The organism is Rugamonas sp. GW822-FHT03B10 (assembly GCF_058801745.1).
This window is the reverse complement of sequence record NZ_JBXANP010000003.1, coordinates 346262-368306: the sequence shown is the minus strand read 5'-3', so window position 1 is coordinate 368306 and position 22045 is coordinate 346262. Positions and strand designations below refer to the sequence as shown.

Sequence of the window (22045 nt, the reverse complement as noted above, 5' to 3'; positions counted from 1 at the left end):
CATCATGCATGACGCGCTGGCATCCCCCGGCCTGTGGGCGCTGGCCTGGCGCCGCCTGCGGGCCGATCGTCTGGCCATGGCCGCGCTGGCCGTGGTGGCGGCTTTCCTGCTGATGCTGGTGCTGTCGGCCGGCGGCCTGATCGTGGCGGACTGGGAGGACGAGGTGGCCGTCAACTATGCGCCGCCCACCTTCCTGCTCGATCGCGCCGCCGCGCCGCCGCAGCGCCCGCACGTGACGGGTGCGGCCGACGCGAAGGCTGCGGCGGGCGCGGGCATCGTCGATGCGCCGCCGCCCGACAATCCATTCGACCCGCTGGCCGCCGACCTTGCCGCGTTGCGCGCCCAACTGCGGCAGCAGGGGACGGGCGCGGTCGACATGTACGGCCTGAGCGATCCGCTGGCGGCGGACCTGGCGCAGTTGCGCGCCACGCTGCCGGCCAGCGCCCGTGGCCACGGCGCGCGCCTGCCCAGCCTGCCGTTCGGGGCCGACAAGTGGGGCCATGACGTGCTCAAGAAGACCATCAAGGGTGGTGAAACCTCGATCGTCGTGGGGCTGGTGGCAGCCTCGCTGGCGGTGGCGCTGGGCACGCTGTTCGGCGCCGTGTCCGGCTATTTCGGCGGGCTGGTGGACGATGTGTTCAACTGGTTCTACAGCATCTTCACCTCCATCCCGTCCATCCTGATGATCCTGGCCGTGGCCGCCGTGTTGCAGCAAAAGGGCGTGCTGACCATCGTGCTGATCCTGGGTCTGACGGGCTGGACCGGCCCGTACCGCCTGATCCGTGCCGAGTACATCAAGCACAAGGGGCGCGAATACGTGCTGGCCGCCGACGCCATCGGCGCTTCGCACTGGCGCAAGATGTTCGGCCACATCTTCCCCAACGTGAGCCACGTGGCGCTGGTGCAGTTGTCGATCCTGGTGGTGGGCTTCATCAAGGCGGAGGTGATCCTGAGCTTCCTCGGCTTCGGCGTGCCGGTGGGCGTGGTGTCGTGGGGCAGCATGCTGAACGAGGCGCAGAACGAACTGATCCTGGGCAAGTGGTGGCAGCTGACGGCGGCCGCCGCCGCCATGGCGCTGCTGGTGACGGCGTTCTCGTTGCTCACGGACGCGCTGCGCGATGCGCTCGATCCCAAGGTGAGGAGGTTGGCATGAGCGGCGAACCGTTGCTGGAAGTGCGCGAGCTGCGCGTGCGTTTCCGCGTCGACCGGCAGCGCAGCGTGGAGGCCGTCAAAGGCGTGTCGTTCGACGTGCCGCGCGATGCCACGGTGGCGCTGGTGGGCGAATCGGGCAGCGGCAAGTCCGTCAGCGCGCTGGCCGTGATGGGCCTGCTGCCGCCGGACAGCGCCGCCATCGCGCCCGAGTCCCGCATCCGTTTCGGCGGCCGCGAGCTGCTGGCGCTCGATGCCGGCGCGCGGCGCGCGCTGTGCGGCAAAGACGTGGCCATGATCTTCCAGGAACCCATGTCCTCGCTCAATCCCGTGTTCACGGTCGGTTTCCAGATCGGCGAGGTGCTGCGCCGGCACATGGGCATGAGCCGGCGCCAGGCCCGCGCCCGCGCGCTGGCGCTGCTGGACGAGGTGGGCATCCCGGAACCGGCGCGCAAGATCGACGCCTATCCGGGCCAGTTGTCGGGCGGCCAGCAGCAGCGCGTGATGATCGCCATGGCCATCGCCTGCGAGCCGAAGCTGCTGATCGCCGACGAGCCGACCACGGCGCTGGACGTGACGATCCAGAAGCAGATCATGGCCTTGCTGGCCGAGTTGCGCCGCAAGCACAAGATGTCGGTGCTGTTCATCACGCACGACCTGGCGCTGGTGGCCGAGATCGCCGACCACGTGATCGTCATGCGCCACGGCGAAGTGCGCGAGGCGGGGCCGGTGCGGCAGGTGTTCGACCAGCCGCGCGATGCCTACACGCGCGCGCTGCTGCACTGCCGTCCGCCGTTGGCCGCACGGCCGTGGCGGCTGCCGGTGATCGCCGATTATCTTGCGGGCCAACCTGTGCCGGCGCCGGCGGGCGCGGGGGAGCGCGAGCGTGCGCGTGGCTACGCGCCCGGCGACGACATCGTGCTGACGGTGAACCATCTGAGCAAACACTTTGTCGAGCGCGAAGGCTGGTTCGGCCGGCGCACGTTCCAGGCCGTGGACGACGTGTCGTTCACTCTGGCGCGCGGCAAGACGCTGGGCGTGGTGGGGGAATCGGGCTCCGGCAAGACCACGGTGGGGCTGACGCTGCTGCGGCTGCACCAGGCCACGGCCGGCAGCGCCATCTTCGAAGGCCGCGACCTGCTGGCCATGCATCCGCGCGAATTCCTGCCCTACAAGCGGCGCATCCAGATCATCTTCCAGAATCCGTATGCCTCGCTCAATCCGCGCTACACGGTGGGGCAAATCCTGCTGGAGCCGATGCGCATCCACGCCATCGGCGCCGACGACCGCGCCCGCACCGCCATCGCCTGCCAGCTGCTGGAACGGGTGGGGCTGCCGGTGCAGGCCATGCACCGCTATCCGCACGAGTTTTCCGGCGGCCAGCGACAGCGCATCGCCATCGCCCGTTGCCTGACGATGCGGCCCGAGATACTGGTGTGCGACGAATCGGTGTCGGCGCTGGACGTGTCGGTGCAGGCCCAGGTGCTCAACCTGTTGCAGGACCTGCAGGATGAATACGGGCTGTCCTACTTGTTCATTTCGCACGACCTGTCGGTGGTGAAGTACATGGCCGACCAGGTGATGGTGATGCAGCGGGGCAGGGTGGTGGAGCTGGCCAATTCGGACGAACTGTATCGCAATCCCACGCATCCCTACACGCGCAGCTTGCTGGCGGCCATCCCGGGGTCAGGTCATGCAGTTACGCAACATGCGTGATTGCATGACCTGACCCCGGTTGTTTGACGAATTGCGCTAAGATAGCGGGATGGTCAATCTCATCCCATTGCTGCAACAATACGGCGTCCTCATCGTGTTCGCCGTCGTGCTGGTCGAGCAGATCGGATTGCCCATTCCCGCCTATCCGGTGCTGATCGTGGCCGGGGCGCTGGCCAAGGATGGCGACCTGGCGTGGCCGGGCGTGCTGGCCGTGAGCCTCATCGCCTGTGTGATCAGCGACCAGTTCTGGTTCCATGCCGGACGCTACTTCGGCAAACGCATCCTCAAGCTGTTGTGCCGCATCTCGCTGTCGCCCGACTACTGCGTGAGCCAGACGGAAGACAGTTTCAAGCGTTGGGGGCCGAAGGCGCTGATGGTGTCCAAATTCATCCCCGGCTTCAACACCATCGCCTCGCCGCTGGCCGGCGCCATGGGCACCACCAAGGCCACCTTCCTCGGCTTCAGCATGGCCGGCGGCCTGCTGTGGAGCGGCACCGGGATCGGCATCGGCGCCTATTTCCACACCAGCGTGGCGCAGGTGCTGGGCATCCTCAGCACCATGGGGACGACGGCCTTGCTCGTGCTGGGCGTGTTGCTGGGTTTGTTTGTCACGTTCAAGTATGTGGAGCGCAAGCGCTTCCATCAGGCCACGCAGATGGACCGCATCACCATCGACGAGCTGAAGAGCCTACTGGACGACGGCCACGCGCCGGTGCTGGTGGACGCCCGCAGCGCGACGGCGCAATCGCTGGAGCCGGCCGTGCCGGGCGCATTGCTGTTCAAGGGTGGCGCGGGCTTGCCGGAACTGGCGGCGCTGGACAAGGACAGCCACATCATCGTCTATTGCAGTTGCCCCAACGACGTGACGGCGGCCCAGGTGGCCAAGGAATTGCTGGCCCACGGTTTCCACCGCGCCCGCCCGCTGCATGGCGGGCTCGATGCTTGGAACGCTGCGTTCGCACCGGCGCCAGCCGCTGCCGCTACCACGGTGGGAATTACCGAGGGCGTGAGCCAATAAGCATCAGTTGACCGGCCGCGATCAGCGCTGACACATCGGTCGCCCGCCATCAGAGTGGGCAAACCGGGCCGGACTCGCTTCGTCCTGCCTCCCCAACCATTACCCCCTACCTTCGCCGCTTCCACATTCGCTTGCATCGCCACGCCGACCAGGCTGGGTACCAGGCTGTGTATTTGCCACGTGCGGCTGCTTGCCTAAGCGGCCAAAAGCGGCGTGGCATCATAAAAAATGTTTCCAGTAATCACGTATATCAGTAGTCATACTACGACGCTCATATTTCATAATGTAATTTTTTGTAGGAAATTTCGCTAAGCGTGTACTAAAACTACAAACAAGTCTTGCGGACCGGCTTAGAAATCCATTAAGCTTAGGGCTCAACTTCTTTTGGTTCATCATGACAGCCCAGTCCTTGCACGCGCCACACTCCCCGACCATCGCCTTCGCTGGCGGTCCACGCCTGCTGGCCGATGTGGGAGGCACCAATGCCCGCTTCGCGCTGGAACTGGCGCCGGGCAAGATCGAGCTGATCAATGTGTTGCCGTGCGCCGACTACCCGACCCTGGTCGCCGCCTTGCAGGCCTACCTGGCCTTGCCGGCCGTCGTGCAGGCTAACTTGGGCGCCGTGCACCAGGGCGCCATCGCCATCGCCAATCCGGTGACGGGCGATCTGGTGCGCATGACGAATCATCATTGGGAATTTTCGATCGAAGCGCTGCGCGTCGAGTGCGGCTTCGAGACGCTGGTGGTGGTCAACGATTTCACGGCGCTGGCCCGTTCGCTGCCGCTGCTGTCCGATGTGCAGAAGCACCAGGTCGGTGGTGGCGCGGCCCAAGCCGGCGCGCCGCTGGGGCTGATCGGCGCCGGCACGGGCCTGGGCGTGTCTGGCCTGATTCCGGCCGGCGACAGCTGGACGGCCTTGCTCAGCGAGGGCGGCCATGTCAGCTTCTCGCCCGTCAACGAGACGGAAGTGGCCATCCTGCGCTTCGCCTGGCGCGAATTCGAGCATGTGTCGGCCGAGCGCTTGATGTCGGGCGTGGGGATCGAGCTGATCTACCGCGCGCTGGCCGACCACACGGGCGTGCCGGCGGAAGCCATCGGTGCGCCGGAAATCGCGCGCCGCGCGCTGGCCGGCGAATCGGCCCTGTGCGACCAGGCGATCGAGGCGTTCTGCTGCATGCTGGGCACGGTGGCCAGCAACGTGGCCATCACGCTCGGTGCGCAGGGCGGCATTTACATCGGCGGCGGCATCGTGCCCCGCCTGGGCGCGCGCTTCGACCGTTCCGGTTTCCGCGCCCGCTTCGAGCAGAAGGGCCGCTTCGCCGCCTATCTGGCCAAAGTGCCCACTTTTGTCATCACGGCCGAATACCCGGCCTTCGTCGGCGTGTCGGCGATCCTGGCCGAAAGACTTGCTTAAGCGTAAGCCATGTTACATTTCGCCGTCAGCGAAATGCGCTTTTCAGTCTTTTATCAGGTACAATTCGCTGTGTTGGATGAAACGGCATGGATCGTTCCAGGTAGTGCGCACCGCTTTTCGCCCGAAAACGGCGCGCCAGGACTGCGTTTCTCTTGAAATCAACGGTTGCCGTTGCGTCATGGTCGCGGCGCCGTAAGTGGTCTGTCTCTCCCTCCCGCTCAGCGCGCATCGGCCCGAGCGTCGGAAAAACCAGCTTCAGCGAGTACTCCAGCCAGGCGGCATCCCGGATGCCAGCCATATGCCTCACTGATTGTTATTGATTTCTTTCTTGCATGTGAATGCAGCCACAAGATTGCTATGAATACAGGTGAGGCGAAAAAAGTCCTCGAAACCGCGCTGCTGTGCGCGCATGAGCCCTTGTCCATCCACAGTCTGAAAAAGCTGTATGTCGAAGTGGACGACCAGGGCAGGCCGCGCGGCCCCGGGGTCGGCGCCGATACGATCAAGGTCTTGCTGGAGGAGTTGCGGCTGGACTGGGCCGGCAAGGGCATCGAAGTGGTCAGCCTGTCGAGCGGCTGGCGCTTCCAGAGCCGGCCTGAAATGAAGTTGTACCTGGACCGCCTGAACCCGGAAAAGCCGCCCAAATACTCGCGCGCGACACTGGAAACGTTGGCCATCATCGCCTACCGCCAGCCGGTGACGCGCGGCGACATCGAGGAGATCCGCGGTGTAGCCGTCAACTCGCAGACGATCAAGATGCTGGAGGACCGCGGCTGGGTCGATGTGATCGGCTACCGCGATGTGGTGGGCCGCCCGGCCTTGCTGGGCACCACCAAGCAGTTTTTGGATGATTTGGGCTTGAATTCGCTGTCCCAGCTGCCGCCGTTGCAGCAAATCAGCGAAATGCAGGGCGGCGGTCCCGATATGGAAGCGCTGGAAGCGGCCCTGCAGGAAAATTTTGCGGCACATAATGCCGCGCAACAAGCAGTTGGTACGGATGGTGAGGCGGAAGTGGCTGTGGATGTCACGGCCAGCCCGGATGCCGGCCACGACGCGGGGACGGCCGACATATCGGCGGTCCCGGCCATTACCCACGGCCCTGCGCCAGATTTAACGGTTGACGCTGAGCACAACCAAGAAATGAATAATGAACAATCCTAATTCTCCAGAGTCAGTCAGCGGCGCAGTCGTCGCCGAAGTGGTCGCCAAGCCTAAACGCCGCACCAAAGCCCAGATCGAAGCCGACACGGCGGCCGCTGCCGCCGCCGGCGAGCCGGTCGCGGCCAAGCCTAAACGCAAACCCAAGGCGGCAGCCGAAGCCGCCCCGGCCGCTTCGAGCGACGCCCCTGCGGCCGCGCCGGCCGAGGCGCCCGTCAAGAAGCCGCGTGCCAAGCCAGCCGCCAAGGCCGCCGCCAAGCCCGCGGCTGACGCGCCGGCAGCGGCGCCCGCCGCAGCGCCATCCGCCGCGCCCGCCGCACCGGCGCCAGCCGTTGCCGCGTCCGCACCGGTAGCCGCTCCCGCAGCCGCGTCGGCAGCCGCCGATGCCGCTCCGGTGACGTCGGCCGCGCCGGCCGAAGGCGCCGGCCAGCGCGCCGAGCGCGGCCCCCGTCCGCCGCGTGGTCCGCGCCAGATGCGCGAACAACGCGCCGCCCGCCAGGCCACCATGCCGCGCCCCGAGCCGGTCGCCGCCGTTGAGGGCGAGGCCCCGGCCGACGGCGAGGCGGTGCGCGCCAAGGATGGCAAGCCGCGTCACGAGCAAGGCCAGCGCAATGAGGCGCGCGGCAATGGCAAGGGCCAGCAGAAACAGCAAAAAGGCAAGGGCGGCAAGCCGCAGCAGCCGCAGCGCGGCGCCCAGGGCGGCAAGGGTGGCGCGCCCAAGGCGGCCGATGCCGACGCCGTGTTCTCGTTCGTGACCTCCGAAGCCTACGATTCGGAAGAGGGCGGCACGGGACGCGCCCCGGCCAAGGCCGTGCGCCGCGACCTGACCTCGGACGACGATGCGCCCAAGCTGCACAAGGTGCTGGCGGAGGCGGGCCTCGGTTCGCGCCGCGATATGGAGGAGCTGATCGTCGCCGGCCGCGTGTCCGTCAATGGCGAACCGGCCCACATCGGCCAGCGCATCCTGGCCACCGACCAGGTGCGCATCAACGGCAAGCTGATCCAGCGCCGCGTGAGCAAGAAGCCGCCGCGCGTGCTGATCTACCACAAGCCGGCCGGCGAAATCGTCAGCAACGACGATCCGGACGGTCGTCCATCCGTGTTCGACCGCCTGCCCACCATGAAGGCGGGCAAATGGCTGGCCGTGGGCCGCCTGGACTTCAACACCGAAGGCTTGCTGCTGTTCACCACCTCGGGCGACCTGGCCAACCGGCTGATGCACCCGCGCTACGGTATCGACCGCGAATACGCGGTGCGCACGCTGGGCGAGCTGGAAGAGGGCATGCGCCAGAAACTGCTGGCCGGCGTGGAGCTGGAGGACGGCCTGGCGCAGTTCTCCAAGATCGCCGATGGCGGCGGCGAGGGCATCAACAAGTGGTATCGCGTGGTGATCGGCGAAGGCCGCAACCGCGAAGTGCGCCGCATGTTCGAGGCCATCGGCCTGACCGTGTCGCGCCTGATCCGCACCCGCTACGGCGCCATGACGCTGCCGAGCAGCCTGAAGCGCGGCCGCTGGGAAGAGATGGAAGAAAACAGCGTGCGCGACCTGATGGCCGCCTACGGCGTGGAGAAGAAGGGTGGCGGCGACGCGCCGCGCGGCGCCAGCGCCAAGGGTGGCAACGCCAAGCGTGAGCGCGATGACCGCGACGAGCCGAACGGCAACCGTCTCGACGTCAGCAACGACAATGCGCTGCCGTTCCCCAAGCCGCCCCGTGGCCAGGGACGCGGCCAGGGCCGTGGCGGCATGGGGATGGGCATGGGGCAGAGTGGCCGTCCCGGCGGCCGTCCGCAAGGCGGTTCGCTGGGCGCCTACGCCGGCGGCCGTCCGCTCGGTGGCGGTTTCGAAGGACAGGGTCAGGGTCAGGGCCGGGGCAAGTCCCAGGGCCGTGGCCAGGGTGGCCAGGGTGGTCAGGGTGGTGGTCAGGGCCAGGGTTTCGGCGCCGCCAAGGGCCCGCAACGCGGTGCGCGCCAGCCCGATCCGCTGCAAACCACTTTCGGTTTTGGCAATGCCGGCGCGCCGCGCCGCAACCAGCCGCCGCGTGGCGGCGCCATCGACCACGGCATGCCGCGCCGCCGTAAAGGTTGATCGGGTGGCGGCCCCGGCCGCCACCCGCCATTTGGCCTGTTTTTGGGCCTTGTAGCCCGATTTTCCTTGTTGTAAGCCTGCCGTTGGGGTATGTCCGGCATTGCGGCACAGGGAAGAACGGGTTATAATACACAGCCTGATTGAAGTTCTTCGCAAGGTCTGTTTGCCAAGAGTGTCTTCATCTGGTTGGAATGACAAGAAGATGGGCAGATGCCCATTTTTTTTTTGGTGAACCGTTTTGAGTGGTCCGTTTTTCAGAGCAGAAACGGACTTTTATCTGGAGAATTTCTTGCAGCTGCCGGAATTAATTGAAAAGACCGTTGCCGGTCTGGGCTATGAGCTGGTTGATGTCGAACGGGCCGAGCGTGGACTGTTGCGCGTGTATATCGATTTCTCGGCGGAAGATGCGGCCGAAAAGGGCCCGATCACCGTGGAGGATTGTGCCACGGTGAGCCACCAGTTGTCGCACGTGTTGACGGTCGAGAACGTTAACTACGAACGTTTGGAAATCTCGTCGCCGGGCCTCGATCGCCCGCTGCGCAAACTGGCCGATTACGGGCGCTTTGCTGGCTGCGAAGTCAGTGTCAAGCTGCGCGTGGCCATGCCGGGCACGAACAACCGGCGCACGTTCCAGGGCGTTCTGCAGGAACCCCAGGGCGAGAAATTGTCGTTGGAATTTGAAGGTACAGAAGGTCCGGCGTTGTTGGAGTTTACGCTCGCCGATGTGGATAAGGCACGCTTGGTGCCAAAGGTGGATTTTAAGGGACGCAAAGCATGAGTCGCGAAGTTTTGTTATTGGTAGACGCGCTGGCGCGTGAAAAAAACGTCGATAAGGAAGTGGTTTTCGGCGCGCTGGAATTCGCGTTGGCGCAAGCCACGAAGAAACGCTATGAAGGTGAAGTCGATATCCGCGTTTCGATCGACCGCGAGTCGGGTGAGTTCGAGTCCTTCCGCCGCTGGCACGTGGTGCCGGATGAAGCTGGCCTGCAGCTGCCGGATCAGGAAATCCTGCTGTTCGAAGCGAAGGAACAGATCCCCGACATCGAAGTGGACGACCACATCGAAGAACCGATCGAGTCCGTGGAATTCGGCCGCCGTTTCGCGCAGGACACCAAGCAAGTGGTGCTGCAGCGCGTGCGCGACGCCGAGCGTGAACAGATCCTGGTGGACTTCCTGGAGCGCGGCGACTCGCTCGTGACCGGCACCATCAAGCGCATGGAACGCGGCGACGCCATCGTCGAATCGGGCAAGATCGAAGCGCGCCTGCCGCGCGACCAGATGATCCCGAAGGAAAATCTGCGTATCGGCGACCGCGTGCGTGCCTACATCCTGCGCATCGACCGCAACATGCGCGGCCCGCAGGTGATCCTGTCGCGCACGGCGCCGGAATTCATCATGAAGCTGTTCGAGCTGGAAGTGCCGGAAATCGAACAGGGCATGCTGGAGATTAAATCGGCCGCCCGCGACGCCGGCGTGCGCGCCAAGATCGCCGTCTACACGGCCGACAAGCGCATCGACCCGATCGGCACCTGCGTGGGCATGCGCGGTTCGCGCGTGCAGGCCGTGACCGGCGAGCTGGGCGGCGAGCGCGTGGACATCGTGCTGTGGTCGGAGGATCCGGCCCAGTTCGTGATCGGCGCGCTGGCCCCGGCCAATGTGTCGTCGATCATGGTCGATGAAGAAAAGCACGCCATGGACGTGGTGGTGGACGAGGAAAACCTGGCCATCGCCATCGGCCGCTCGGGCCAGAACGTGCGCCTGGCGTCCGACCTGACGGGCTGGAAGATCAACATCATGACGGCCGAGGAATCGGCCGACAAAGCCGCCCAGGAAACGGCCGCCGTGCGCGCGCTGTTCATGGAGAAGCTCGACGTCGACCAGGAAGTGGCCGACATCCTGGTGGAAGAAGGGTTCGCCAGCCTGGAAGAAATCGCCTACGTGCCGATCTCCGAAATGCTGGAAATCGAATCGTTCGACGAGGATACCGTCAATGAACTCCGGACCCGCGCCCGCGACGCGCTGGTGACCGAGGCGATCGCCTCGGAAGAAGGCCTGGAAGGCATGGACGAGGCGCTGGTCGGTCTGGAAGGCATGGACCGCATCACCGCCGGCAAGCTGGGTCTGGCTGGTATCAAGACCGTGGAAGCTTTTGCCGCACTGGCCTACGACGAATTCGGCGCCATCCTGGCGTTGTCGTCCGACCGTGCACGAGAATTGATTAAGAGTGAATTTGAAGATGTGACCGACGATGAGATGAAGTTGGTTGACTCGAAGTACGACGACCGTGCCAAGGCGCTGCAAGCCAAGGCCTGGAGTCTTGCCGAATCCGCAAAGGCTTAATTTGAGTATCTTTATCATCTCCGCGACACATAGAAAAGAGGACTGAATGGCGAGTAACAACGTAGCCCAATTTGCCACCGAACTGAAGATGCCTGCAGATTTGCTGCTGACGCAGCTGCGTTCTGCCGGCGTCGAGAAAAGTTCGACGTCAGATCCATTGTCGAAAGATGATAAGGATAAGTTGCTGGATCACCTGCGCCGCACCCACGGCGCAGCGGCTGACACCGAGAAGAAAAAGATCACGCTGACGCGCAAGGAAACCACCGAGATCAAGCAGGCCGACGCCACTGGCAAGTCGCGCACGATCCAGGTCGCCGTCAAGAAGGTGCGCACCTTCGTGCAGCGCGACGACATCGCGCCGCCGCCGGCCGCCGCGCCCGCCGCGCCCGTGATCGACGCCGCCGAAGTGGCGCGCCGTGAAGAGGAAGTCCGTAAGCAGGCTGAACTGATCGCGCGCCAGGAAGCGGAGCTGCGCGAGAAGCAGGAAGCGCTGGCCAAGCTGGACGCGGAGAAGGAAGCCCAAGCGAAAGCGACGGCCGCCGCCGAGGCGGAAGCGAAGAAACAGGCCGAAGCGGAAGCCAAGCAGGCCGCCGCCAAGGCCGCCGCCGCTGCCGCGGCGGGCGCCGCCGCCCCGGTGGCCAACGCCGCCGACGAGGAGAAGAAAGCCGCCGCCGCCGCCGAGGAAGCCAAGAAGAAGGCGGACGCCGCCAAGGAAGCGGCCGAGAAAGCGGCCGCCACCGAGCGCGCCCGCAAGGCCGTGGCCGACGAAGTGGCACAGATCAAGGCCATGATGAACGCGCCGCGTCGCGCCATCAAGGCGCCGGAGCCGGCACCGGCCCCGGTCAAGGCCAAGGCGCCTGAAGGCACGCTGCACAAGCCCGCCGACAAGAAGCCTGGCGAGAAGAAGGACGACAAGAAGCCGGTCACGGCGGACAAGAAGTCGATCAAGTCGGCCAACGTGTCCTCGACCTGGCAGGACGACGCCAAGAAGCGCGGCGCCCCTGGCGCGGCCAAGGGCCGTGGCAATGCCCCAACCGGCCGCGACGCATGGCGCAGCGGCGGCAAGGGCGGCGGTCGCCGTGGCAGCCATTCGGAAGAGCGCGAAAGCAACTTCCAGGCGCCGACGGAAGCCGTGGTCAAGGACGTGTACGTGCCTGAAACCATCACCGTGGCCGAACTGGCGCACAAGATGTCGGTCAAGGCATCCGAGGTCATCAAGCAGCTGATGAAGCTGGGCCAGATGTGCACCATCAACCAGGTGCTGGATCAGGAAACGGCCATGATTCTGGTCGAGGAAATGGGCCACAAGGCCTACGCCGCCGAGCAGGACGATCCGGAAGCGCTGCTGGCCGACCAGGGTGAACACGCCCACTTCGAAGCCATCCCGCGCGCGCCGGTGGTGACCGTCATGGGTCACGTCGACCACGGTAAGACCTCGCTGCTGGACTACATCCGCCGCGCCAAAGTGGCGTCGGGCGAAGCCGGCGGCATTACGCAGCACATCGGTGCCTACCACGTGGAAACCCCGCGCGGCATCATCACCTTCCTCGACACCCCGGGTCACGAGGCCTTCACGGCCATGCGTGCCCGTGGCGCCAAGGCGACCGACATCGTCATCCTGGTGGTGGCGGCGGACGACGGCGTGATGCCGCAGACCAAGGAAGCGATCGCCCACGCCAAGGCGGCCGGCGTGCCGCTGGTGGTGGCGATCAACAAGATCGACAAACCGGGCGGCAACGTGGACCGCGTCACCCAGGAACTGGTGGCCGAGCAGGTGGTGCCGGAAGAATACGGCGGCGAATCGCCGTTCGTGCCGGTGTCGGCCAAGACCGGCCAGGGCATCGACGCCCTGCTGGAACAAGTGCTGCTGCAGGCCGAAGTGCTGGAACTGAAAGCGCCGGTCGACGCGCCGGCCCGTGGCCTGGTGGTCGAAGGCCGCCTGGACAAGGGCAAGGGCCCGGTCGCCACCATCCTGGTGCAGTCCGGTACCCTGAAGCGCGGCGACGTGATCCTGGCCGGCTCCTCGTATGGCCGTGTGCGCGCCATGCTGGACGAGAACGGCAAGCCGATCTCGGAAGCCGGTCCATCGATCCCGGTCGAGATCCAGGGCCTGACGGAAGTGCCGCAAGCCGGCGAGGAAGTGATGGTCATGGCCGACGAGCGCAAGGCGCGTGAAATCGGTCTGTTCCGTCAAGGTAAGTTCCGCGACGTCAAGCTGGCCAAGCAGCAGGCCGCCAAGCTGGAGAACATGTTCGACCAGATGGCCGAAGGCGAAGTGAAGAACCTGCCGATGATCATCAAGACCGACGTGCAGGGTTCGCAGGAAGCGCTGGTCAGCTCGTTGCAGAAACTGTCGACCTCGGAAGTGCGGGTGCAGGTGGTGCACGCGGCCGTCGGCGGCATCACGGAATCGGACGTCAACCTGGCCGTGGCCTCGAAGGCAGTCATCATCGGCTTCAACGCCCGTGCCGACGCCCAGGCCCGCAAGCTGGCCGAGTCGAACGGCGTGGACATCCGTTACTACAACATCATCTACGATGCGATCGACGACGTGAAGTCGGCGCTGTCGGGCATGCTGGCACCGGAGAAGCGCGAGACCGTCATCGGCCAGGTCGAGATCCGCCAGGTCATCCTGGTGTCGAAAGTGGGCGCCATCGCCGGCTGTCTGGTCACCGACGGCGTGGTCAAGCGCACCTCCTCGGTACGCCTGCTGCGCAACAACATCGTGGTGTGGTCGGGCGAGATCGACTCGCTCAAACGCTTCAAGGACGACGCGAAGGAAGTGCGCGCCGGCCTCGAGTGCGGCCTGTCGTTGAAGAACTACAACGACATCCAGGTGGGCGACTCGCTGGAAGTGTTTGAAGTACAGGAAATCGCGCGTACGCTGTAATCCACAACGCACCGGCGATACCAGGCAAGTGGACGGGGGCGCAGCGCCTCCGTCCACTTGCCGTTTTAGGAAGGCAGTACCGAATCATGGCAAAACATAGCAAAACCATTCCACAGCGCGGCCAGCGCGTGGCGGACCAGATCCAGCGCGACCTGTCCGAAATCATCGCGTTCGAATTGAAAGACCCGCGCGTGGGCATGATCACGCTGACGGAAGTGCAGCTCACGCCCGACTACGCGCACGCCAAGATCTTCTTCACCATGCTGAAGGACAGCAAGGAAGCCGTGCAGAACACCATCGCCGGCCTGGACAAGGCGTCCGGCTACATGCGCGGCCAGCTCGGCAAGCGCCTGCACATCCACACCCTGCCGCAGCTGCACTTCGTGCACGACCAGTCGACCGCGCGCGGCATGGAACTGTCGGCCCTGATCGACCAGGCCAACGCCACCCGCTCGCTCGACGACGAGCAGAGCCAGCAGAGCGGACAAGGCCAGAAGGACGAGGACGCGCAATAAGGACGGGCAGGGCGCAGCATGCGCCCGCCCGCCGCGCCGCCGCCATCACCATGAAGCAAAACCATCCCAAGAAAGTCCGCGACCTGGTCGACGGCGTGCTGCTGCTCGACAAGCCGGTCGGCTTCTCCAGCAACGACGCGCTGATCAAGGCCAAGCGCGTGCTCAACGCCAAGAAGGCCGGCCACACCGGCACGCTCGACCCGTTCGCCACCGGCCTGCTGCCGCTGTGCTTCGGCGAGGCGACCAAGTTCTCGCAGGACTTGCTCGAAGCGGACAAGACCTATGACACCGTGGTCCACCTGGGCCAGACCACCGACACCGGCGACACCGAAGGCGAGGTGGTCGACACGCGCGCCGTGGACGTGACGCTGGAACAGATCGAGTCCGTGCTGGCCCGCTTCCGCGGCCCCATCGCGCAAGTGCCGCCCATGTACTCGGCCCTGAAGCGCGACGGCAAGCCGCTGTACGAATACGCGCGCGCCGGCATCACGCTCGAACGCGAGGCGCGCAACGTCGTCATCCACAAGCTCGAACTGATCAGCTACGAGGCGCCGTTCCTCACGCTGTCCGTCACCTGCAGCAAGGGCACCTACATCCGCGTGCTGGGCCAGGACATCGGCGAGGCGCTCGGTTGCGGCGCCCACCTGAACGCGCTGCGCCGCACCGGCGTGGGTGCGCTGACGGCCGACGGCATGATCACGCTGGAGGCGCTGCTGGCCCATCCCGACCCGCGCAGCCTGCTGGCGCCGGTCGATGCGCTGCTGTCGAGTTTCCCGGCGGTGCAGTTGAACGCCGAGCTGGCCAAGCGCTTCCTGCAAGGCCAGCGGCTCGCGCTGGGCAAGGAGGACGTGACCGTGCCGGCCGAACCGGGCCGCGTGCGCGTCTACCTCGACGGCAAGCTGCTGGGCACGGCCCAGCTGGGCGACTACAGCATCCTGGCGCCCGAGCGGCTGATCGCCACCGCCCACACCTGAATCACCCCGGCCCCGCGTGGCACAGCAACTCGTTGAAAATATTAGGAATTTCAAGGAGAGTTGCAACGCACCATGCTATACTACGCGGTTCCAGAAATTGGCAAGCACTGTAACGCCTCGTACACCTCCGTACGCCCCCGCAGTTTTTCAGCAAATATAACGACCATGTCTACTACAAAACGCGCAATTCGCAATATCGCCATCATCGCCCACGTTGACCACGGTAAAACCACCCTGGTCGACAAACTGCTGCGCCAGTCCGGTACCTTCCGTGAGAACCAGCAAGTTGAAACCCGCGTCATGGACTCGAACGACCTCGAAAAAGAACGCGGCATCACGATTCTGTCGAAGAACTGCGCCGTCGAGTACGAAGGCACCCACATCAACATCGTCGACACCCCCGGCCACGCCGACTTCGGCGGCGAAGTGGAGCGCGTGCTGTCGATGGTCGACTCCGTGCTGCTGCTGGTCGATGCCCAGGAAGGCCCGATGCCACAGACCCGCTTCGTGACCCGCAAGGCGCTGGCCCTGGGTCTGAAGCCCATCGTCGTGGTCAACAAGATCGACCGTCCGGGCGCCCGTCCTGACTGGGCCATCAACGCCACCTTCGAACTGTTCGACAAGCTGGGCGCGACCGACGAGCAGCTGGACTTCCCCGTGGTGTACGCCTCGGCCCTGAACGGCTACGCCTCGCTGGACGACACCGTGCGCGAAGGCGACATGAAGCCGCTGTTCGAAGCCATCCTCAAGCACGTGCCCGTGCGCGACGACAATCCCGACGGTCCGCTGCAGATGCAGATCACCTCGCTCGACTACTCGTCCTACGTGGGCAAGATCGGCATCGGCCGCATCAACCGTGGCCGCGTCAAGACCGGCCAGGACGTGATCGTGCTGAACGGTCCCGACTCGACCCCGATCAAGGGCCGCATCAACCAGGTGCTGAACTTCAAGGGCCTGGAGCGCGTGCTGGTCGATGAAGCCGTCGCCGGCGACATCGTGCTGATCAACGGTATCGAAGAAATCGGCATCGGCTCGACCGTGTGCGCGCCGGACACCCCGGAAGCGCTGCCGATGCTGACCGTCGACGAGCCTACCCTGACCATGAACTTCATGGTCAACAACTCGCCGCTGGCCGGCCGCGAAGGCAAGTTCGTCACTAGCCGCCAGCTGCGCGACCGCCTGGACAAGGAACTGAAGGCCAACGTGGCCCTGCGCGTGGCGCCGACCGACGACGACACCATCTTCGAAGTGTCGGGCCGCGGCGAGCTGCACCTGACCATCCTGATCGAAAACATGCGCCGCGAAGGCTTCGAGCTGGCCGTGTCGCGTCCGCGCGTGGTGTTCAAGATGGTCGACGGCGTGCGCCATGAGCCGTACGAACTGCTGACCGTGGACGTGGAAGAAGCGAACCAGGGCGGCGTGATGGAAGAACTGGGCCGTCGTCGCGGCGACCTGCAGAACATGGAATCGGATGCCAAGGGCCGCGTGCGCCTGGAATACCGCATCCCGGCCCGTGGCCTGATCGGCTTCCAGTCCGAGTTCATGACCCTGACCCGTGGCACCGGCCTGATGTCGCACATCTTCGACGAGTACGCTCCGGTGGACAACTCGAAGGGCGAGCTGGGCGGCCGCCGCAACGGCGTGCTGATCTCGCAGGACGACGGCGCCGCCGTGGCCTACGCGATCTGGAAACTGCAGGATCGCGGCCGCATGTTCGTGGTCCACAACGACCCCGTGTACGAAGGCATGATCATCGGCATCCACTCGCGCGACAACGACCTGGTGGTGAACCCGATCAAGGGCAAGCAGCTGACCAACGTGCGTTCGTCCGGCACCGACGAGGCCGTGCGCCTGGTGCCGCCGGTCCAGATGTCGCTCGAATACGCCGTGGAATTCATCGACGACGACGAGCTGGTCGAGATCACGCCGAAATCGATCCGTCTGCGCAAGCGCTTCCTGAAAGAGCACGAGCGCAAGAAGGCCGCGCGCGAAGCGTAATCGCCGCTGTCTGACTCCGCGCGCCGCCCGGCGCGCGGACCCGGCCCGCTGTGTCCGCATGAAATTCATGCGGGCCCAGCGGGTTTGTTTTTTTTTCCGGCCCGCAGCGCGCGTCGGCGCTGGCGGTTTGCCGGGGCGCGATTGATCGCCATTAAAGAGGTATTTTGTAGTATGCTTATTGATGCATGGAATCGAATCGCGTCGCATCGCGGTGACGATGGTTCGATGACGCATGCTTTCCCCTGAAAGGTGATGATTGTGGACGACAAACCCGGAACAGACTGGCAACCGAGATCCGAAGCCGTGTTGGACGATCAGATCGCCGCGTACGATGCGATGCGCCAACGTTGCCCGGTCGCCCATAGCGACTATCTGCATTGGTCCTTGTTCCGGCATGAGGATGTGCTGCGGGTTCTGCTGGACCATGACACGTTCGGCAGCGCCGTCTCCCGCCACCTGTCGGTCCCCAATGGCATGGACCCGCCCGAGCATACGCCATACCGGCGCATGATCGAATCCTATTTCAGCCCGGAGCGCATGCGCGCCTTCGAACCCGCGTGCCGCGCCATCAGCACGCAGCTGGTGACGCGCTTGCCGCGGGGCGGCGAAACGGAGTTGGGCGCGGCGCTGGCCCAGCCGTTTTCACTGCAGATCCAGTGCGCGTTCCTGGGCTGGCCGGCACGGCTGCATGAGCCGCTGCGCCTCTGGACCTTGAAGAACCAGGCGGCCACGCTGTCGCGGGACCGGGCGGCCCTGGATGATGTCGCCCTCGAAATTCGACGGCTACATCAAGGGGCTGCTGGATGAGCGCCGCGCGGCCGGGGACGGCGCGCCCGACGATCTGACCACCCGGCTGCTGCGCGACCGGGCGGGCGATCGCCCGCTGAGCGACGAGGAGATCGTCAGCATCCTGCGCAACTGGACCGTGGGGGAGCTGGGGACGATATCCGCCTGCGTGGGCATCCTGGCCCACTATCTGGCGGCGCAACCGGAGATCCAGCGGCGGCTGCGGGCCGACGGGTCGTTGCTGCCGGCGGCGATCGACGAGATCCTGCGCATGCACGCGCCCCTGATCGCCAACCGCCGGATCACGCGCAAGCCGGTCAACATCTGCGGCAAGCAGCTGGGCGCCGGCGAGCGCATCACGTTGATGTGGGCCTCGGCGAACCGGGACGAAGCCGTGTTCGGCGATCCCGACGCGTTCCGGCTGGACCGCGATCCGGCCGACAACCTGCTCTATGGCGCCGGCATCCATGTCTGTCCCGGCGCGCCGCTGGCCAGGATGGAGTTGCGCGTGGTGATGGAAGCGCTGCTCAAGCACACGCGCTGGCTGGCACCGGTCGCCGGCAAGGCGCCGGTACGGGCCGTGTATCCGGCCAGCGGGTTCGCCACATTGCCGCTCTGGATAGACTGAGCGGCCACCGCGTTCGATGGCCGGGCGCGCGACCCGCCTTATCGCGGCAAGCTCGACAACAGACTGAAGCCGTTGCGCGTGCCCGTGGTCACATAGCCGACCAGCTGGCTGTCGCGATGGGCGAGCGCCGTCAAACCATCCTTCCCCTCGTCGATCTGCCACGCCAGCGTGCAGTCGTGGGTCATCCCGGCCAGCTGGATCGGATAGCGCGGGGTCTTGACGGCGACCGGCAGCGGGCCGAACCGCACCGGCGTCGGCTGACCGGCCAGCGTGCGGGCCAGGGCCTGCGCCGACAGCGTGATCGGTTGCAGGAAGGGCAGGATCTGGCCCTCGATCTCGGCGCAATCGCCGAGCGCATACACGTGCGCGTGCGATGCGCGCAGGCAGGCGTCGACGACGATGCCGCGCCCCGTCTTCAATCCACGCGCCAGCTCGGTGCGTGGCGTCAGCCCGGCGGCGCAGATGACGGCATCGACCGTGTGCGCGGCGCCGTCGGCCAGGGTCACGCGGTATGCCTGGCCCGCCCGGTCGATGCGTTGCACGCTGGTGCCGAAGCAGAAGGTGATCGGGTGCAAGGCGTGGTGCAGGCGCTCGCTGACCACCTGCGGCACCAGCCGCTCGAGCAGGCGCGCGCCCATGTCGACCACCGTGACCTGCTTGCGGGTGGACAGGTCGTGCGCGATCTCCGTGCCGATCAGGCCGCCGCCGATCACCAGTATCCGTTCGCTGCCATGGATACGGTCGATATAGCGCCGGTATTGCTCCAGGTTGTTCAAGGTCAGGATGTCGGCCGCGCCATCGCCCGCGATGGGCGGCACGAACGGCGCCGCGCCGACGGCCAGGACCAGGTCGCGGTACGGTATCTGCCGCTCCCCGACCAGCACGGTCTGGGCGGCGAAGTCGACGGCGGCGACCCGGGTGCGCGCGCGCACCATGATTTTCAGCTCGGCCGCCAAGTCGGTGGCGGTCTTCTGCACCAGTTGCGCGGCGCTGGCCTGCAGGCTGAAGCCATGGCTGAGCTGCGGCTTGGCATAGTGCTCGCCGCCATCCTCGGTGAGGACGATGACGGGCGTGGTGGTGTCGTGTTGGCGGAACGCGCGGGCCAGCGTGTAGCCGGCATGGCCGCTGCCGATGATGACAAGGGGTTTGTTCATGGTTGTTCTTCCGGCGTGGTGGGTCAGGCGGGGACGAAGTCGGTTTTGCCCATGAAACACACGGGGCACAGGAAGGTGTCGGGCACATCCTGCCAGGCGGTGCCGACGGCCACGCCCTGGGCGGCCTCGCCCTGTTGCGGGTCGTAGATCCAGGAGCAGGTCTTGCAGCGCATCTTGCCGTCGCACCCGCACGCATCGGACGCGGGGGCCGCGTCGAGCGCGTCCGCCCCGGTCCTGCCCAGTTGTCCGATCAGCGCCACGCCGAAGCGCACGCCCTGGGCCAGGGCGTCGTCGGTGGGGCGCCATTCGGCGCTGATGCCCGCGTTGAGCACGCGGAAGCCGGCATCGTCGAGCCGCTTGGCGATGCGCTCCACGGCGCCGCCGCTCCAGCCGTGGGTGCCGAAGGCGGCCGCCGCCTTGTTCTTGAATCGCAAGCCCGTCATCTCCTCCAGCAGCGCCGCCACGTGCGGCAACATCACGTTGTTGACGGTCGGGCTGCCGACCAGGATGGCCTTGGATTTGAACACGTGGGTGAGCACGTCGTTCTTGTCGCTGTTGGACAGGTTGAACAGTTTGATCACGACCTGCTGGTCGGCCTGCCGTATGCCTTCGGCGATGGCTTCGGCCATCATGCGGGTGCCGTTCCACATGGTGTCGTAGACCAGGGTGATCTGGTTCTCCTGGTAATTGTCGGCCCATTTCAGGTACTGCTCGACGATCTGCGTGGGGTTGTCGCGCCAGATGATGCCGTGGCTGGTGGCGATCATGTCGATCGGCAGGTTCAACTCCAGCACCTCGTGAATTTTCTGGGTGACCAGCGGGCTGAACGGGGTGAGGATGTTGGCGTAATACTTGATGCATTCCTCCTGCAGTTCGACCGGGTCGCACTGGTCGTTGAACATCTGGGCGCTCGCATAGTGCTGGCCGAAGGCGTCGTTGCTGAACAGCACGGCGTCCTCGGTCAGATAGGTGGCCATGCTGTCGGGCCAGTGCAGCATCGGCATTTCGACGAAGACCAGTTGTTTGCCGTTGCCAAGGTCCAGGCTGTCGCCGGTCTTGACGATGCGGAAATTCCAATCCTGGTGGTAGTGGCCGCGCAGCGATTTGGCGCCGTTGGCGGTGCAGTAGATCGGCGTGCCGGGGATGCGCGCCATCAGCGCCGGCAGGGCGCCGCTGTGGTCGACTTCGCCGTGGTTGGCGATGATGTAGTCGATCGTGCCCAGGTCCACCTCCTTGGCCAGGTTGGCGACGAATTCCTCGGCGTAGGGCGCCCAGACGGTGTCGATCAGGACGGTTTTTTCTTCTTTGACGAGATAGCTGTTGTAGCTGGAACCGCGGTGGGTGCTGTATTCGCTGCCGTGGAATTCGCGCAATTCCCAGTCTTGTTTGCCTACCCAGCGGATGTTGTTCTTTACGGTGAAAGCCATGTGGAGCGTTCCTTGTGGTTAAGATTCATGTGAAATGAATCTTATAGGCTATAACATTCATAGTAAATGAATCTTATGATTCGCCGCTGGATAAATTGAGCCAGATCAAGAGCCCATGGTTTTCAAGGCAACTATGCTGCCGGCGGCCATCGGAATCGTGGCTGCCACGGCTGCCGGGCCGTTGTCATCAGGTTAAAATGGGCGATTGGCCCCACCGCAGGCCCGCTTGAGTGAACGCCCCCATGGAAATGGCCTGACCGTGCGACTGACGACTTTTACCGACTACTGCCTGCGCGTGATGATGTACAGCGCGCTCGCGGGCGAGCGCCTCGTGACGATCAACGAGATCGCCCATGCGTACGACATTTCCGCCAGCCATCTGACCAAGGTCGTGTTCTTTCTCGGCCACCACGGCTATCTGGTGACGGTGCGCGGCAAGGGCGGCGGCGTGCGCCTGACCGACGCGCCCGCGCGCATCAACCTCGGCAAGCTGGTGCGGGCGGCCGAGGCCGATAACGTCCTGGTGGAATGTTTTGACCAGCAACACTCCCGGTGCCGGATCACGGCCGTGTGCAGCTTCATGCATGTGCTGCATGGCGCCCAGGAGGCGTTCTACAATGAACTGTCACGCCATACGCTGGCCGATCTGCTGGGGCAGCCGGCCGGCGTGGGGCGGGCGCTGGGCATCCAGATCCGGGAAATCAAGCCCGATACGCCGTGACCGGACGCGGACCCGGACCGGCGGCAATGTGGCGGAAAAGGATGCCGATCCGGTTGGCCGGCCGCATTTTT

The 22045-nt window shown here is 65.3% G+C and carries 17 protein-coding genes; 15 read left to right on the top strand and 2 right to left on the bottom strand.

What is annotated here, in order from left to right; all coding sequences use genetic code 11:
* Positions 1–4 precede the first annotated feature (4 nt).
* From AC1RQG_RS07615 to AC1RQG_RS07550, 14 genes are all read left to right on the top strand, one after another.
* On the top strand, positions 5–1153 hold the full coding sequence (locus tag AC1RQG_RS07615) for an ABC transporter permease (RefSeq protein WP_493129911.1): 1149 nt from the start codon (positions 5–7) through the stop codon (positions 1151–1153).
* Complete coding sequence (locus tag AC1RQG_RS07610) at positions 1150–2865, top strand: ABC transporter ATP-binding protein (RefSeq protein ID WP_493129909.1); 1716 nt, start codon at positions 1150–1152, stop codon at positions 2863–2865. Before AC1RQG_RS07615 ends, AC1RQG_RS07610 begins: the two co-directional genes overlap by 4 nt.
* A 49-nt stretch (positions 2866–2914) precedes the next feature.
* The gene (locus tag AC1RQG_RS07605) at positions 2915–3883 is read left to right on the top strand and encodes a VTT domain-containing protein (protein ID WP_493129907.1); all 969 of its coding nucleotides are present in this window, start codon (positions 2915–2917) and stop codon (positions 3881–3883) included.
* A gap of 394 nt (positions 3884–4277) precedes the next feature.
* The gene (locus AC1RQG_RS07600; RefSeq protein WP_493129905.1) at positions 4278–5297 is read left to right on the top strand and encodes a glucokinase; all 1020 of its coding nucleotides are present in this window, start codon (positions 4278–4280) and stop codon (positions 5295–5297) included.
* A gap of 357 nt (positions 5298–5654) precedes the next feature.
* Complete coding sequence (scpB, locus tag AC1RQG_RS07595) at positions 5655–6458, top strand: SMC-Scp complex subunit ScpB (RefSeq protein WP_493129903.1); 804 nt, start codon at positions 5655–5657, stop codon at positions 6456–6458.
* Positions 6445–8541, top strand: coding sequence for a pseudouridine synthase (locus AC1RQG_RS07590; protein WP_493129901.1), 2097 nt, complete (start codon positions 6445–6447; stop codon positions 8539–8541). Before scpB ends, AC1RQG_RS07590 begins: the two co-directional genes overlap by 14 nt.
* Before the next feature lie 289 nt (positions 8542–8830).
* Complete coding sequence (rimP, locus tag AC1RQG_RS07585) at positions 8831–9319, top strand: ribosome maturation factor RimP (RefSeq protein WP_493129899.1); 489 nt, start codon at positions 8831–8833, stop codon at positions 9317–9319.
* Positions 9316–10881 (top strand): transcription termination factor NusA, encoded by a 1566-nt coding sequence (nusA, locus tag AC1RQG_RS07580; protein ID WP_493129897.1) that lies wholly within the window; start codon positions 9316–9318, stop codon positions 10879–10881. Before rimP ends, nusA begins: the two co-directional genes overlap by 4 nt.
* 46 nt (positions 10882–10927) lie before the next feature.
* Positions 10928–13771, top strand: coding sequence for a translation initiation factor IF-2 (gene infB, locus AC1RQG_RS07575; RefSeq protein ID WP_493129895.1), 2844 nt, complete (start codon positions 10928–10930; stop codon positions 13769–13771).
* Positions 13772–13857: 86 nt separating this feature from the next.
* Positions 13858–14286: a 30S ribosome-binding factor RbfA gene (gene rbfA, locus AC1RQG_RS07570; RefSeq protein WP_493129893.1), complete on the top strand. Its 429-nt coding sequence runs from the start codon at positions 13858–13860 to the stop codon at positions 14284–14286.
* 50 nt (positions 14287–14336) lie between these two features.
* Entirely contained in the window at positions 14337–15260 is a 924-nt protein-coding gene (truB, locus tag AC1RQG_RS07565) for a tRNA pseudouridine(55) synthase TruB (RefSeq protein ID WP_493129891.1), read from the top strand.
* 165 nt (positions 15261–15425) lie between these two features.
* A complete protein-coding gene (typA, locus tag AC1RQG_RS07560; RefSeq protein ID WP_493129889.1) occupies positions 15426–17258 on the top strand; it encodes a translational GTPase TypA in 1833 nt (610 codons plus the stop codon).
* Positions 17259–17516: 258 nt separating this feature from the next.
* Positions 17517–18065, top strand: coding sequence for a cytochrome P450 family protein (locus AC1RQG_RS07555; protein WP_493129887.1), 549 nt, complete (start codon positions 17517–17519; stop codon positions 18063–18065).
* Complete coding sequence (locus AC1RQG_RS07550; protein ID WP_493129885.1) at positions 18016–18672, top strand: cytochrome P450; 657 nt, start codon at positions 18016–18018, stop codon at positions 18670–18672. Before AC1RQG_RS07555 ends, AC1RQG_RS07550 begins: the two co-directional genes overlap by 50 nt.
* A gap of 38 nt (positions 18673–18710) precedes the next feature.
* Here the strand turns inward: AC1RQG_RS07550 and AC1RQG_RS07545 are convergent, their stop codons facing one another.
* Complete coding sequence (locus AC1RQG_RS07545) at positions 18711–19826, bottom strand: FAD-dependent oxidoreductase (protein WP_493129883.1); 1116 nt, start codon at positions 19824–19826, stop codon at positions 18711–18713.
* Positions 19827–19849: 23 nt separating this feature from the next.
* Entirely contained in the window at positions 19850–21253 is a 1404-nt protein-coding gene (norV, locus tag AC1RQG_RS07540; protein WP_493129881.1) for an anaerobic nitric oxide reductase flavorubredoxin, read from the bottom strand.
* Positions 21254–21512: 259 nt separating this feature from the next.
* Here norV and AC1RQG_RS07535 point away from each other — a divergent pair, with 259 nt between their 5' ends.
* A complete protein-coding gene (locus AC1RQG_RS07535) occupies positions 21513–21974 on the top strand; it encodes an RrF2 family transcriptional regulator (protein ID WP_493129879.1) in 462 nt (153 codons plus the stop codon).
* Positions 21975–22045 lie beyond the last annotated feature (71 nt).

Bases quoted from the DNA above. Each gene is read 5' to 3' on its own strand.
- scpB (WP_493129903.1), top strand. From the start codon at position 5,655: ATGAATACAGGTGAGGCGAAAAAAGTCCTCGAAACCGCGCTGCTGTGC.
- AC1RQG_RS07610 (WP_493129909.1), top strand. From the start codon at position 1,150: ATGAGCGGCGAACCGTTGCTGGAAGTGCGCGAGCTGCGCGTGCGTTTC.
- AC1RQG_RS07545 (WP_493129883.1), bottom strand. From the start codon at position 19,826: ATGAACAAACCCCTTGTCATCATCGGCAGCGGCCATGCCGGCTACACG.
- typA (WP_493129889.1), top strand. From the start codon at position 15,426: ATGTCTACTACAAAACGCGCAATTCGCAATATCGCCATCATCGCCCAC.
- norV (WP_493129881.1), bottom strand. From the start codon at position 21,253: ATGGCTTTCACCGTAAAGAACAACATCCGCTGGGTAGGCAAACAAGAC.
- nusA (WP_493129897.1), top strand. From the start codon at position 9,316: ATGAGTCGCGAAGTTTTGTTATTGGTAGACGCGCTGGCGCGTGAAAAA.
- AC1RQG_RS07605 (WP_493129907.1), top strand. From the start codon at position 2,915: ATGGTCAATCTCATCCCATTGCTGCAACAATACGGCGTCCTCATCGTG.
- AC1RQG_RS07590 (WP_493129901.1), top strand. From the start codon at position 6,445: ATGAACAATCCTAATTCTCCAGAGTCAGTCAGCGGCGCAGTCGTCGCC.
- infB (WP_493129895.1), top strand. From the start codon at position 10,928: ATGGCGAGTAACAACGTAGCCCAATTTGCCACCGAACTGAAGATGCCT.
- AC1RQG_RS07615 (WP_493129911.1), top strand. From the start codon at position 5: ATGCATGACGCGCTGGCATCCCCCGGCCTGTGGGCGCTGGCCTGGCGC.
- AC1RQG_RS07550 (WP_493129885.1), top strand. From the start codon at position 18,016: ATGATGTCGCCCTCGAAATTCGACGGCTACATCAAGGGGCTGCTGGAT.
- truB (WP_493129891.1), top strand. From the start codon at position 14,337: ATGAAGCAAAACCATCCCAAGAAAGTCCGCGACCTGGTCGACGGCGTG.
- AC1RQG_RS07600 (WP_493129905.1), top strand. From the start codon at position 4,278: ATGACAGCCCAGTCCTTGCACGCGCCACACTCCCCGACCATCGCCTTC.
- rbfA (WP_493129893.1), top strand. From the start codon at position 13,858: ATGGCAAAACATAGCAAAACCATTCCACAGCGCGGCCAGCGCGTGGCG.